General features: G+C 59.2%; 12 protein-coding genes. 8 read left to right on the forward strand and 4 right to left on the reverse strand.

Annotated features, from left to right (window positions below; all coding sequences use genetic code 11):
• The first annotated feature begins 98 nt into the window (after positions 1–98).
• From fhuC to fhuB, 3 genes are read left to right on the forward strand one after another with little or no spacing between them, the layout of a single operon-like run.
• Positions 99–896, forward strand: a complete 798-nt coding sequence (gene fhuC / locus QRD42_RS08655) for a Fe3+-hydroxamate ABC transporter ATP-binding protein FhuC (RefSeq protein WP_072570686.1) — start codon at positions 99–101, stop codon at positions 894–896.
• Positions 896–1,786: a Fe(3+)-hydroxamate ABC transporter substrate-binding protein FhuD gene (gene fhuD, locus QRD42_RS08660; protein WP_072570687.1), complete on the forward strand. Its 891-nt coding sequence runs from the start codon at positions 896–898 to the stop codon at positions 1,784–1,786. Before fhuC ends, fhuD begins: the two co-directional genes overlap by 1 nt.
• A complete protein-coding gene (gene fhuB, locus QRD42_RS08665) occupies positions 1,783–3,765 on the forward strand; it encodes a Fe(3+)-hydroxamate ABC transporter permease FhuB (RefSeq protein ID WP_321988634.1) in 1,983 nt (660 codons plus the stop codon). The genes fhuD and fhuB overlap by 4 nt, the downstream gene beginning before the upstream one ends.
• Positions 3,766–3,891: 126 nt before the next feature.
• On the opposite strand, the gene hemL is transcribed toward fhuB, so the two are convergent.
• The gene (hemL, locus tag QRD42_RS08670) at positions 3,892–5,172 is read right to left on the reverse strand and encodes a glutamate-1-semialdehyde 2,1-aminomutase (protein ID WP_321988635.1); all 1,281 of its coding nucleotides are present in this window, start codon (positions 5,170–5,172) and stop codon (positions 3,892–3,894) included.
• A gap of 178 nt (positions 5,173–5,350) precedes the next feature.
• Between hemL and clcA the strand changes: the two genes are divergently transcribed.
• Complete coding sequence (gene clcA, locus QRD42_RS08675; RefSeq protein WP_321988636.1) at positions 5,351–6,772, forward strand: H(+)/Cl(-) exchange transporter ClcA; 1,422 nt, start codon at positions 5,351–5,353, stop codon at positions 6,770–6,772.
• Positions 6,773–6,852: 80 nt separating this feature from the next.
• Positions 6,853–7,197 (forward strand): iron-sulfur cluster insertion protein ErpA, encoded by a 345-nt coding sequence (erpA, locus tag QRD42_RS08680; RefSeq protein ID WP_072570694.1) that lies wholly within the window; start codon positions 6,853–6,855, stop codon positions 7,195–7,197.
• 152 nt (positions 7,198–7,349) lie between these two features.
• On the opposite strand, the gene QRD42_RS08685 is transcribed toward erpA, so the two are convergent.
• The 3 genes from QRD42_RS08685 to mtnN are packed head-to-tail and all read right to left on the reverse strand — an operon-like array spanning position 7,350 to position 9,466.
• Positions 7,350–7,973 carry a TRIC cation channel family protein gene (locus QRD42_RS08685; RefSeq protein WP_072570696.1) on the reverse strand — a complete coding sequence of 208 codons (624 nt, stop codon included), beginning with the start codon at positions 7,971–7,973 and terminating at the stop codon, positions 7,350–7,352.
• Position 7,974: 1 nt separating this feature from the next.
• Positions 7,975–8,775: a vitamin B12 ABC transporter substrate-binding protein BtuF gene (gene btuF, locus QRD42_RS08690; RefSeq protein ID WP_321988637.1), complete on the reverse strand. Its 801-nt coding sequence runs from the start codon at positions 8,773–8,775 to the stop codon at positions 7,975–7,977.
• The gene (gene mtnN / locus QRD42_RS08695) at positions 8,768–9,466 is read right to left on the reverse strand and encodes a 5'-methylthioadenosine/S-adenosylhomocysteine nucleosidase (RefSeq protein ID WP_318363899.1); all 699 of its coding nucleotides are present in this window, start codon (positions 9,464–9,466) and stop codon (positions 8,768–8,770) included. The genes btuF and mtnN overlap by 8 nt, the downstream gene beginning before the upstream one ends.
• A gap of 107 nt (positions 9,467–9,573) precedes the next feature.
• Between mtnN and dgt the strand changes: the two genes are divergently transcribed.
• The 3 genes from dgt to cdaR all read left to right on the forward strand — a co-directional run bounded on the left by dgt (position 9,574) and on the right by cdaR (position 13,969).
• Positions 9,574–11,088 (forward strand): dGTPase, encoded by a 1,515-nt coding sequence (gene dgt, locus QRD42_RS08700; RefSeq protein ID WP_321988638.1) that lies wholly within the window; start codon positions 9,574–9,576, stop codon positions 11,086–11,088.
• A 136-nt stretch (positions 11,089–11,224) separates the two neighbouring features.
• Positions 11,225–12,655 carry a serine endoprotease DegP gene (gene degP, locus QRD42_RS08705; RefSeq protein WP_072570703.1) on the forward strand — a complete coding sequence of 477 codons (1,431 nt, stop codon included), beginning with the start codon at positions 11,225–11,227 and terminating at the stop codon, positions 12,653–12,655.
• A 156-nt stretch (positions 12,656–12,811) separates the two neighbouring features.
• Positions 12,812–13,969 (forward strand): DNA-binding transcriptional regulator CdaR, encoded by a 1,158-nt coding sequence (gene cdaR, locus QRD42_RS08710; protein ID WP_072570705.1) that lies wholly within the window; start codon positions 12,812–12,814, stop codon positions 13,967–13,969.
• The last annotated feature ends 35 nt before the right edge of the window (positions 13,970–14,004 follow it).

The raw sequence follows: 14,004 nt of genomic DNA on the forward strand, positions 1-14,004 counted from the left end.
TACTGGGGCGCGGAACGCCAGATTGTCGGTACCGCAACCTTCCGCTTCTAATCTCCTTTTGGGCACGGCTTGCCGTGCCCTTTTTACAAGTTGGCGCTATGCAGGAAAACAACTCCCATCCCGATACCACGTTTCGTCTTACCGATGTCGCCTTCCGGGTGCCTGGCCGCACGCTGCTGCACCCGCTGTCGTTAACCTTCCCGGTGGGCAAAGTGACCGGTCTTATTGGTCATAACGGTTCCGGTAAATCCACCCTGCTGAAAATGCTTGGCCGCCACCAGCCGCCGTCGGACGGCGATATTTTGCTGGACGGACAACCGCTGGACAGCTGGAACAGCAAAGCCTTTGCCCGCAAAGTGGCCTATCTGCCGCAGCAGTTGCCGCAGGCGGAAGGCATGACGGTGCGCGAACTGGTGGCGATAGGGCGTTATCCCTGGCATGGCGCGCTGGGGCGTTTTGGTGTCGCCGACAGGGAAAAAGTCGACGAAGCCATTGCGCTGGTGGGATTAAAACCGCTGGCGCACCGTCTGGTGGACAGCCTCTCCGGCGGCGAGCGTCAGCGGGCGTGGATCGCCATGCTGGTAGCGCAGGACAGCCGCTGCCTGCTGCTCGACGAACCGACCTCGGCGCTCGACATCGCCCATCAGGTGGACGTGCTGGCGCTGGTACACCGCCTCAGCCAGCAGCGCGGTCTGACGGTGATCGCCGTGCTGCACGATATTAATATGGCGGCGCGTTACTGCGATTTTCTGGTGGCGCTGCGCGGCGGGGAGAAGATCGCCGAAGGCACGCCGGAATCGCTGATGCGCGCCGATACGCTGGAAAAAATCTACGGTATCCCGATGGGCATTCTGCCTCACCCGACAGGGGCTGCACCGGTGAGCTTTGTTCTCTGATGACTGACGTAAACCTCTTTAGCCGTCGTCGCCTGCTGACGGCGATGGCCCTGTCGCCGCTGCTGCTGAAAATGGGCAGCGCCCGCGCGGCGGCGGTCGATCCGCACCGGATTGTCGCCCTGGAATGGCTGCCGGTGGAACTGCTGCTGGCGCTCGGCATCACCCCCTATGGCGTTGCCGATGTGCCCAACTACAACCTGTGGGTCAACGAACCGGCGCTGCCCGACTCGGTGATCGACATTGGTCTGCGCACCGAGCCGAATCTCGAACTGCTCACCCAGATGAAACCCTCGTATATGGTCTGGTCTGCCGGCTATGGCCCGTCGGCGGATGTGCTGGCGCGTATCGCCCCTGGCCGTGGATTCACCTTCAGCGACGGCAAAAAACCGCTCACCATGGCGCGTCAGTCGCTCCAGGAAATGGCGCAGCTGATTGGTCGGGAGCCAGCCGCGCGGGCGCATCTCAATGAATTCGATGCTTTTATCGATTCGATGAAACCGCGCTTTGCGAAGCGTGGCGACAGGCCATTACTGATGGTCACGCTGCTGGATGCGCGTCATATGCTGGTGTTCTGCCCGAACTGCCTGTTCCAGGAGCCGCTTGACGCCTTTGGTATTCCTAATGCCTGGCAGGGGGAAACTACCTTCTGGGGCAGTACGGCGGTGGGTATCGACCGGCTGGGCGAATTTAAAGATGTGGATGTGCTCTGTTTCGATCATGGTAACGAGCGGGATATGCAGGCGCTGATGGCGACCCCGCTATGGCAGTCGATGCCTTTCGTGCGCGCCGGACGCTTTTATCGTGCGCCTGCGGTGTGGTTCTACGGCGCCACCCTGTCGGCAATGCACTTTGTCCGCGTGCTGGATAAGGTGATGGGAGGCCAGGCATGAGCCGTCGTATTGCGCCTTTCCCGGCGGCGCTGCTTGCCGTGCTGTTTATCGTCGGCCTTGGCCTGACGTGGAATAACCTCAACGTGGCGCTGCCCCGTGCGCAGTGGCAGCAGGGTGTCTGGCAACCGGATAGTAATTCCATTGAGCAGATGCTGTTCCATTACAGCCTGCTGCCGCGGCTGGCGATTTCATTGCTGGTGGGCGCAGGACTGGGACTGGTGGGCGTACTGTTCCAGCAGGTGCTGCGTAATCCGCTGGCGGAGCCGACGACGCTGGGCGTCGCTACCGGCGCGCAACTGGGGATCACTATTACCACCCTGTGGGCGCTGCCGGGGGTGATGACCTCACAGTTTGCCGCGCTGGCCGGGGCCTGCGTGGTGGGCGCGCTGGTGTTTGGCGTTGCCTGGGGAAAACGCCTCTCGCCGGTGACGCTGATCCTCGCCGGGCTGGTGGTCAGCCTGTACTGCGGGGCGATCAATCAGCTGCTGGTGCTTTTCCACCACGATCAGCTGCAAAGCATGTTCCTGTGGAGCACCGGCACGCTGACGCAGTCCGACTGGAGCGTCGTGCAACGCCTGTGGCCGCAGCTGCTCGGCGGCGCGCTGCTGACGCTGCTGCTGCTGCGTCCGCTGACCCTGATGGGGCTGGATGACGGCGTGGCGCGTAATCTCGGCCTTGCGCTGTCGCTGGCCAGACTTGGCGCGCTGATGCTGGCGATTGTGCTCAGCGCGCTGCTGGTGAACGCGGTGGGTATTATCGGTTTTATCGGCCTGTTCGCGCCGCTGCTGGCGAAAATGCTCGGCGCGCGGCGGCTGCTGTCGCGGCTGCTGCTGGCCCCGCTGATTGGCGCGCTGATCCTCTGGCTTTCCGATCAGGTGGTGCTCTGGCTGATGCGGGTGTGGATGGAAATCTCCACCGGCTCGGTAACGGCGCTGGTGGGTGCGCCGCTGCTGCTGTGGCTGCTGCCGCGTCTTAAGAGTATGAGCGCGCCCTCAATGGAAGGGGGCGATCGCGTGTTTACTGAGCGTCAGCATGTGCCCTGGTTTGCGCTGGCGGGCGTCATCGTGCTGCTGCTGGGCATGGCGGTGGCGCTGTCGCTGGGGCGGGATGCAGAAGGGTGGCACTGGGCGAGCGGTTCGCTGCTCAATGAACTGATGCAGTGGCGCGCGCCGCGAATTCTGGCGGCGCTGACGGCGGGCGTGATGCTGGCGGTGGCGGGCTGCATTATCCAGCGCCTGACGGGTAACCCGATGGCCAGCCCCGAAGTGCTGGGCATCAGCTCCGGCGCGGCCTTCGGCGTGGTGGTGATGCTGTTCTTTGTGCCGGGCGACGCCTTTGGCTGGCTGCTGCCTGCGGGCAGCCTGGGGGCGGCAGTGACGCTTATGATCATTATGCTGGCCGCCGGTCGCGGGGGATTCTCGCCGCAACGGATGCTGCTGGCGGGGATGGCGCTCAGTACCGCCTTTACCATGCTGTTGATGATGTTGCAGGCGAGCGGCGATCCGCGTATGGCGCAGATCCTGACGTGGATCTCCGGCTCGACCTACAGCGCCACCGCCACGCAGGTGATGTGGGCGATGGCAGCGACCGTTGTACTGCTGGCGATCGCACCGCTGTGCCGCCGCTGGCTGACCATTCTGCCGCTCGGCGGTGAAACAGCCCGCGCGGTTGGCGTGGCGCTCACGCCGTCGCGCGTCGGGCTGCTGTTGCTGGCGTCCTGTCTGACCGCCGCCGCGACCATGACCATCGGTCCGCTGAGTTTTGTCGGCCTGATGGCGCCGCATATTGCGCGCATGATGGGCTTCCGCCGTACAATGCCGCATATGGTGATGTCTGCCTTAACGGGGGGATTACTGCTGGTGTTTGCGGACTGGTGCGGCAGGATGATCATGTTCCCGTACCAGATCCCGGCGGGGCTGCTGTCGACCTTTATCGGCGCGCCGTACTTTATTTATTTGCTGAGGAAGCAGAGCCGGTGAGACGTGTCGGGTGGCGGCAGCGCCTTATCTGACGATGGTTTTGTCGGGTGGCGCTWCGCTTAYCCGACCTACGGTACTGCGATTCTGTAGGCCCGGCAAGCGAAGCGCCGCCGGGCACAATAACAACTACAGCTGCGCGAACACCTTACGCGCCGCATCAATGGTCTTATTAATATCTTCTTCGCTGTGCGCCACCGACATAAAGCCCGCTTCGAACGCTGACGGCGCCAGGTAAACGCCTTCGTCCAGCATCAGATGGAAGAAACGCTTAAAGCGCTCCACGTCGCACTTCAGCACATCCTGATAGCAGGTCACTTCGACGGCATCGGTGAAGAAGATCCCGAACATGCCGCCGACGTGATTCACCACCAGCGGTACGCCTGCTTCCTGCGCCGCGTCCAGCAGACCATTCGCCAGGCGGGTGGTCAGATCGGTCAGGGTTTCGTGGATACCAGGCTGGGCGACTTCCGTTAAACAGGCGTAGCCTGCCGCCATGGCAATCGGGTTGCCGGACAGCGTACCCGCCTGATACACCGGGCCGGTCGGGGCCAGCGCATCCATCACCTCACGACGCCCGCCAAAGGCGCCCACCGGCATGCCGCCGCCGATGATTTTGCCGAGGCAGGTCAGATCCGGCACTACATCGTAGTAAGCCTGCGCGCCCGCCAGCGCCACGCGGAAACCGGTCATCACTTCGTCGATGATCAGCAGCGCGCCAAACTCATCGCACAGCGCGCGCAGGCCCGGCAGGAAGTCCGGCTGCGGCGGAATGCAGTTCATGTTGCCCGCGACAGGCTCCACGATAATGCAGGCGATCTCCTGCGGGAACTCCTCGAACGCCTGACGCACAGACGCCAGATCGTTATAGGTGCAGGTCAGGGTATGCTTCGCAAAATCCGCCGGTACGCCCGGTGAATTCGGCTGGCCGAGGGTCAGCGCGCCGGAGCCGGCTTTTACCAGCAGGCAGTCGGCGTGACCGTGGTAGCAGCCTTCGAATTTGATGATTTTGTCACGACCGGTGAAGCCGCGCGCCAGGCGGATGGCGCTCATGGTGGCTTCGGTACCGGAGTTCACCATCCGCACCATGTCCATGGTCGGCACCAGTTCAGTTACCAGCGCCGCCATTTTTACTTCCATTTCGGTCGGCGCGCCAAAGCTCAGGCCGCGCTCCGCCGCTTCGATAACCGCGTTACGGATCGCCGGGTGGTTATGCCCCAGCACCATGGGTCCCCAGGAGCCGACATAATCCACATAGGCTTTGCCGTCGGCGTCGTACAGGTAAGCACCATCCGCACGCTCAATAAACAGCGGCGTACCGCCGACGCCGGTAAACGCGCGTACCGGCGAGTTCACGCCGCCGGGGATGAGTTTACGTGCGGCGCTATAGAGGTCTTGAGACTTACTCATAAGTGAGTTCCTGGTTCGTGGAAAAAGGGTTTATGGGCCATTCTAAAGTATTCGCCGGAGGTTATAAAAGTTTCCCCCGATTGAAAGGGCACTTTTGTGGGTATTTTTATTGCCACCATGACGGTGCGCATGGGTAAAATAGGCCAACTCATTTGTGTGACGAATTAATTAAGCCAATATGAAAGCAGAAAATTCTTCCTTCCGCACACAGCAACTGGTGCGTTTGCGGCGCGGCGATCTGATCCGCCGTCTGTTGCAGCGCGACAAAACGCCGCTGGCGATCCTGCTGATGGCGGCGCTGGTCGGCACCCTTGCGGGACTGGTGGGCGTGGCGTTCGAGAAAGCGGTGAACGGCGTGTCAAACCTGCGTATCGGCACGCTGGCGCAGGTGGCGGATCGCGCCTGGCTGGTATGGCCGCTGGCCTTTGTGCTGTCGGCACTGCTGGCGATGGTCGGCTATTTTCTGGTGCGACGCTTCGCGCCGGAGGCGGGCGGCTCGGGTATTCCGGAAATCGAGGGCGCGCTGGAGGAGCTTCGCCCGGTGCGCTGGTGGCGCGTATTACCGGTTAAATTCATCGGCGGTATGGGTACGCTGGGCGCGGGTATGGTGCTGGGGCGCGAAGGGCCGACGGTACAGCTTGGCGGCAACGTCGGGCGCATGGTGCTGGATATTTTCCGCATGCGCAGCGCCGAAGCCCGCCACACGCTGCTGGCTACCGGTGCGGCGGCGGGGCTGTCGGCGGCCTTTAACGCGCCGCTGGCGGGCATTTTGTTTATCCTAGAAGAGATGCGCCCGCAGTTTCGCTATAACCTGATTTCCATAAAAGCCGTGTTTACCGGCGTGATCATGTCGAGCATTGTGTTTCGCATTTTTAACGGCGAAGGGGCGGTGATCGAAGTGGGCAAGCTGGCGAATGCGCCGGTGAATACGCTGTGGCTGTATCTGGTGCTCGGCATGGTCTTCGGCTGCGTCGGGCCGCTGTTTAATACGCTGGTGCTGCGCACGCAGGATATGTTCGCCCGTCTGCACGGCGGCGATATTAAAAAATGGGTGCTGATCGGCGGGCTTATCGGCGGACTGTGCGGCGTGCTGGGGCTGATTGTTCCGGAAATTTCCGGGGGCGGCTTTATGCTGATCCCGATTGCCGCCGCCGGAAATTACGCGGTGGGGATGCTGCTGTTCATCTTTGTTGCCAGGGTGATCACTACCTTATTGTGCTTTTCATCCGGTGCGCCGGGCGGGATATTCGCGCCTATGCTGGCGCTGGGTACGCTGTTAGGTACGGCGTTCGGCATGGCCTGCGCCGGGCTGTTTCCGGCTTATCATCTGGAGGCAGGCACCTTCGCTATCGCCGGGATGGGCGCGCTGCTGGCGGCTTCCGTGCGTGCGCCCCTGACCGGCATCGTGCTGGTTCTGGAGATGACTGACAATTATCAGCTCATTTTGCCAATGATTATTACCTGTCTTGGCGCAACACTACTGGCACAATTTTTAGGCGGCAAACCGTTATACTCGACCATCCTTGCCCGTACGCTGGCGCGTCAGGAAGCTGACCTTGAGGCTAAGACCCACGCGCAGGCATTCAGGGAGAATACTTGAACGATTCACCAGGGTATTAGATAATAATTTAAAGATCGGGTTAATTTTTGCCCGCATCGCCGTATCATTGGGAGCAAAAAATGAGTGATGAAGTAGCCCTGCCGCTGCAGTTTACCGAAGCCGCAGCCATTAAAGTAAAAGATCTGATCGCAGACGAAGACAACCCGAACCTGAAGCTGCGTGTCTACATTACCGGCGGCGGTTGCAGCGGCTTCCAGTACGGTTTCACCTTTGACGATCAGGTTAACGATGGCGACATGACCATTGAAAAATCCGGCGTCGCGCTGGTGGTGGATCCGATGAGCCTGCAATATCTGGTGGGCGGCGCGGTGGATTATACCGAAGGTCTGGAAGGATCGCGCTTTGTCGTGACCAACCCGAACGCGAAAAGCACCTGCGGTTGCGGATCGTCCTTCAGCATTTAATTCTCTGCTCTGTTGTCGGGCGGCGACGCCGTCTCGCCCGGCCTGCAAAACATCATCACATTATTTTGTAGGCCCGGTAAGCGTAGCGCCACCGGGCGAATCATGACAGTTCCAGGCCCGGTAAGCGAAGCGCCACCGGGCAATATCATGTCTTATCGCGGATTATCATCCAGCGCAAAGGTCGGCAGTTTCAGATGCCAGCGGATCGCCGCCAGACGAATGGCGAGCGTCACCACCATCCCGATCATACTCGCCGTTTCCAGCGGTACGCCGAAAGTGTAAAACGCCGTGGCATGCACGATGCCGCCGATAATACAGGCTGTGGCATAGATTTCGGTGCGCAGGATCATCGGGATTTCCCGCGCCAGCATATCGCGGATAATACCGCCGCCCACGCCGGTGACCACGCCCATACAAATCGCCACCAGCGGCCCGGTTCCGGCCAGAAACGCCTTATTCACGCCAATCCCCACGAAGACCGCTAACCCCACGGCATCGAACACCGGCAATACCCATTTCGGCAGGCGGCGCGGTTGGCGCACCAGCAGAATGGTTAACAGGCAGGTGACCATGGCGATCACCAGATCGGTGGGATCTTTTACCCAGAACACCGGGCCGTGATCCAGCGCCATATCGCGGATGGTACCGCCGCCGACGGCGGTCACCACCCCCAGCACCAGCACGCCAAAGGGATCCATACGCAGTTTGCCGGCAAGCAGTACGCCGGAGATGGCGAAAACGGCGGTGCCGATAATATCCAGCCAGTAGACAAGCATTTTATTTTACCTGTGCGAGAGCGGTACAGAGTTGTTTTGCGGCGAGGATAATACGCGGGGATGCACGTTCAAACCAGTCACTATTGAGGGCTATCACCTCACTTTTGAGATGATTATTCCAGAATGCCTGCACTTTCGGAATGGCGTCCACTCCGCCGGTGACCACAATGGCCTGCGGATCGCGGGCCAGCACCTGTTCACGGCTCACCTGCGGCCAGGGAACACGGGCGGAAGCAAAGATATTTTCACCGCCGCACAGCGTCACCACCTGGTGCTGGATGGTTCCGCTGCCGCTGGTAAACAGCGGGTGAGTGCTGAACTGCATAAAGACGCGTTTCTTCGGCGTACCGGCGTACTGCGCTTTTAAGGCGGCATAATCGGTGAGCATCGCCTGAGCACTGGCGTGCGCCTGTTCAGGTTGCGGGCTGTATTCGGCGAGGCGCTCCAGCGATTGCGCCACCTGCTCGATGCTTTCGGCGTCAACCCACAGCACGCGAATACCAAAGCGGGTGAGCTGGTTAACCTGACGTTCCGCGTTGCCGCCGCGCCAGGCCAGCACCACGTCGGGCTTAAGCGCCACGATGCGCTCAAGGTTAATGCCCTGCCAGCTGGCGACCTGCTCAATTTTACTGGCCGCGGGCGGGTAATCGGAATGGCTGCTGACGCCCACCGGCGTGATCCCGGCGGCAAACGCCAGTTCAGTATTGGCCGGTGAGAGGGAAATCACGCGCGGCGCGGCATAAAGCCACGCTGGCGTCAGCAGAAGCAGGGCGGCAAGCGCCCTGAAGGAACCCTTAGCCACGCGCCAGGTTCTGCACCAGCGTCTCAACCATCAGGCTGGACTGCTTCGCCGCCACGACGAGGAATTCCTCGAAGCTCAGATGCGACTCCTGATCTGCCACGTCAGAAATAGCGCGTACCACCACGAAAGGCACGCCCATGTTATGGCAGACGTGGGCAATCGCCGTGGCTTCCATCTCAACGGCAATCGCCTGCGGGAAGTTATGGCGGATTTTCGCGAGGTTTTCAGAGCCATTAATGAAGGCATCACCGCTGACAATCAGCCCGCGCACGGCGTTCAGATTTAATTGCGCAATGCAGGCTTCGGCGGCGGCAACCAGTTTTTCGTCGGCTTTAAAGCCCGCCGGGCAGCCCGGCAGCTGGCCGAGTTCGTAACCAAAGGCGGTGACGTCGGCATCGTGGTAACGCGCTTCGTCGGAAACCACGATATCGCCCACTTTCAGCGTTGGCGCGAGACCGCCTGCCGAGCCGGTATTGATGATCACATCAGGTTTGCAGCGCTCCAGCAGCAGCGTAGCGCCCATCGCCGCCGCGACTTTGCCAATACCCGATTTCAGCAGGGCGACTTCAGTGCCATTGAGCGTACCGGTGTAAATTTCGCAGCCCGCGATATTCTGCGTCTGACGATTTTCGATTTTGTCACGCAGCAGCGTCACTTCTTCTTCCATTGCACCAATAATGCCAACTTTCATAGAGATACTCGCTAATGTGATAAGACTGAGTTACGTTTTCAGGGCATAGTCTATCATGGCAGGCAGGAATGCATTACTTCACATGACGCACGATCGCGGGAGAAGAAATGGCTGAGATCGATTTTCGCAGAAAAATAAACTGGCATCGCCGCTACCGCTCACCGCAGGGCGTCAAAACGGAACATGAGATCCTGCGCATCTTTGAAAGCGATCGCGGACGCATTGTAAATTCCCCGGCGATCCGCCGTCTGCAACAGAAAACTCAGGTCTTCCCGCTGGAGCGCAATGCCGCCGTACGCACCCGGCTGACGCACTCGCTGGAAGTACAGCAGGTGGGGCGTTACATCGCCAAAGAGATCTTAAGCCGCCTCAAAGAGCAGCGGCTGCTGGAAACCTACGGTCTGGCCGAACTGACCGGGCCGTTTGAAAGTATCGTTGAAATGGCCTGTCTGATGCATGACATTGGCAACCCGCCGTTCGGCCATTTTGGCGAAGCGGCGATCAACGACTGGTTTCGCCAGCGCCTGTTCCCGGAGGATGCCGCCAGCCAGCCGCTGAGCAGCGATCGCTGTCAGGTGACCGCGCTGCGCCTGCGGGAAGGGGAGGATGAACTGAACGGCCTGCGGCGGAAGGTGCGGCAGGATCTGTGTCATTTTGAAGGCAATGCGCAGGGGATCCGGCTGGTACATTCGCTGATGCGTATGAACCTCACCTGGGCGCAGGTGGGCTGTATTTTAAAATATACCCGTCCGGCGTGGTGGGTGGGCGAGCCGCCCGCCAGTCATAATTATTTAATGAAGAAGCCCGGCTATTATTTTTCCGAGGAAGCTTACGTCGACCGCTTACGTAAAGAGCTGGAACTGGATACGTTCAGCCGTTTCCCGCTCACCTGGGTAATGGAAGCCGCGGATGATATTTCTTATTGCGTCGCTGATCTGGAAGACGCCGTCGAGAAAAGAATATTTACCGTCGAGCAGCTTTATCAGCATCTTTATGATGCCTGGGGCAGCCATGAAAAAGGATCGCTGTTTGCACAGGTCGTCGAAAATGCCTGGGATAAATCCCGTGCCAACCGATTAAGCCGCAGCGCCGAAGATCAGTTCTTTATGTATTTGCGGGTCAACACGCTAAATAAGCTGGTGCCTTATGCGGCGCAGCGATTTATTGATAATCTGCCGCAGATTTTCTCCGGAGAATTTAATCATGCGCTGCTGGAAGACGAAAGCGGCTATAGCCAATTGCTTGAATTATATAAGAGCGTCGCGGTTGAAAATGTCTTCAGTCACCCCGATGTAGAACAGCTGGAATTGCAGGGTTACCGGGTGATCAGCGGTTTGTTAGATATCTATCGGCCGCTGTTGCAATTAACGATCAGCGATTTTAGCGAGCTGGCGGAAAAAGAACGGCTGCGGCGTTTCCCGATTGAAACCCGCCTTTTTCATAAGCTCTCAACCCGTCACCGGCTGGCGTATGTAGAGGCGGTCAGTAAATTAGATCGCGCGGCGACAGATTTCCCTGTACTGGAGTTTTATTACCGTTGTCGCCTGATCCAGGACTATATTAGCGGCATGACAGATCTTTATGCCTGGGATGAATACCGCCGTTTAATGGCCGTTGAATAATAGCGCAGCAATTGTAAAGACTGACAATAAATTTTTACTTTTGCAGAAAGTCCGTTTTGGAACTTCGCGCTATAAAATGACTCTCACTGAAACAACACAGCCCTTTTGCGTAATCAGTAATCAGAGATTAAACAACATGAAAAAAACGACGTTAGCCATGAGTGCACTGGCATTAAGTTTAGGTTTAGCGCTTTCTCCGATGTCAGCTATGGCGGCTGAAACCGCGTCCTCCGCGCAGGCCGCTCAGCCGATGCCGAGTCTGGCGCCGATGCTGGAAAAAGTCATGCCATCGGTGGTGAGCATCAATGTGGAAGGCAGCACGACGGTGAACACGCCGCGTATGGGCCGTAACTTCCAGCAGTTCTTTGGTGACGATTCGCCGTTCTGCCAGGAAGGGTCGCCGTTCCAGAGTTCGCCGTTCTGCCAGGGCGGCGCGCCGGGCGGATCTGACGGCGGTCAGCAACAAAAATTCATGGCGCTGGGTTCCGGCGTAATCATTGATGCCGCAAAAGGCTATGTCGTCACCAATAACCACGTGGTGGATAACGCCACCACCATTAAAGTGCAGCTGGGCGACGGGCGTAAATTCGACGCGAAAGTTGTGGGTAAAGATCCGCGCTCTGATCTGGCGCTGATCCAGATCCAGAGCCCGAAAAACCTGACGGCTATCAAACTTGCTGACTCCGACGCGCTGCGCGTGGGTGACTATACCGTGGCGATCGGTAACCCCTTTGGCCTGGGCGAAACCGTAACCTCGGGGATCGTTTCTGCGCTGGGACGTAGCGGCCTGAATGCGGAAAACTATGAAAACTTTATCCAGACGGATGCGGCCATTAACCGCGGTAACTCCGGCGGCGCGCTGGTGAACCTGAACGGCGAGCTGATCGGTATCAACACTGCGATCCTCGCGCCGGACGGCGGTAACATCGGTATCGGCTTTGCTATCCCGAGCAACATGGTGAAAAACCTGACCGCGCAGATGGTGCAGTACGGCCAGGTGCGTCGTGGTGAACTGGGTATTCTGGGAACAGAACTCAACTCTGAGCTGGCGAAAGCGATGAAAGTCGACGCTCAGCGCGGGGCCTTCGTCAGCCAGGTGATGCCGAACTCTTCCGCCGCGAAAGCGGGCATTAAAGCAGGCGATGTGATCACCACCCTGAACGGCAAGGCAATCAGCAGCTTTGCGGCGCTGCGTGCGGAAGTCGGCTCAATGCCAATCGGCAGCAAAGTCTCCCTTGGCCTGCTGCGTGACGGTAAGCCGGTGACCGTCAATCTGGAACTGCAACAGAGCAGCCAGAACCAGGTGGAATCCAGCACCGTCTTCAGCGGTATTGAAGGCGCGGAAATGAGCAACAAAGGCCAGGATCAGGGTGTCACCATCAGCAATGTGAAAGCCAATTCTCCGGCGGCCCGCATTGGCCTGAAAAAAGGCGACGTGATCATTGGCGCGAACCAGCAGCGTGTGAAAAATATCGCTGAACTGCGTAAGATCCTCGACAGCAAACCGTCGGTACTGGCGCTGAATATTCAGCGTGGCGACACCTCGCTGTATCTGCTGATGCAGTAATCCGCCGCTCCCTTCTCCGCCACGGAGAAGGGAGTTATACCTCCGTTCTGTGAAGCTTTCCACAACTCCACACTTCTGATCCCTGCTCTGTGCATTTGCACAATGCGCGCCGCTATTATCTTTTCTATTCTGGAGCACTGCTTACGGGAGGGATACATGGCTGGCTGGCATCTTGATACCAAAATGGCGCAGGACATCGTGTCACGCACGATGTGCATTATCGATACCAACATCAACGTGATGGATGCGCGTGGCCGGATCATCGGCAGTGGCGATCGGGAGCGTATTGGGGAATTGCACGAAGGCGCGTTGCTGGTGCTGTCTCAGGGGCGGGTGGTGGATATTGATGACGCCGTGGCGCGTCACCTGCACGGCGTGCGTCAGGGCATTAATCTGCCGCTGCGTCTGGAAGGGGAGATCGTCGGCGTTATCGGCCTTACCGGTGAACCGGAAACGCTGCGCAAATACGGCGAGCTGGTGTGCATGACCGCCGAAATGATGCTTGAGCAGTCCCGGCTGATGCATCTGTTAGCCCAGGACAGCCGCCTGCGCGAAGAGCTGGTCATGAACCTGATCCAGGCAGAAGAGCACACCCCGGCGCTGACCGAATGGGCGCAGCGTCTGGGTATCGATTTAAATCAGCCGCGCGTGGTGGCGGTGGTGGAAGTGGACAGCGGCCAGCTCGGCGTCGACAGCGCGATGGCGGAACTTCAGCAGCTGCAAAACGCCCTGACCACGCCGGAGCGGAATAACCTGATCGCCATTGTGTCGCTGACGGAGATGGTGGTGCTGAAACCGGCGCTCAATCAGTTTGGCCGCTGGGATGCGGAAGATCATCGCAAGCGGGTGGAACTGCTGATTTCGCGCATGAAAGAGAACGGGCAGCTGCGCTTTCGCGTGGCGCTCGGCAACTATTTTACCGGGCCGGGCAGCATCGCCCGCTCGTACCGCACCGCGCGCACCACCATGATGGTGGGCAAACAGCGGATGCCGGAAAACCGCAGCTATTTTTATCAGGATTTGATGCTGCCGGTGCTGCTCGACAGTCTGCGCGGCGGCTGGCAGGCAAATGAACTCTCCCGTCCGCTGGCGCGTCTGAAAGCGATGGATAACAACGGGCTGCTGAGGCGTACGCTGACGGCCTGGTTCCGCCATAACGTGCAGCCGCTGGCGACGTCCAAAGCGCTGTTTATCCACCGTAATACGCTGGAATACCGGCTCAACCGCATCTCGGAATTAACAGGTTTAGATTTGGGGAATTTTGACGACCGGCTGCTGCTGTATGTGGCGTTGCAGCTGGATGAACAGCGTTAGATAAAATATGCCGGGTGGCGGCTTGCGCCTTACCC

It is taken from the genome of Enterobacter sp. PGRG2 (assembly GCF_030291195.1).
In the GTDB taxonomy this organism is placed as follows: Bacteria; Pseudomonadota; Gammaproteobacteria; order Enterobacterales; family Enterobacteriaceae; genus Enterobacter_D.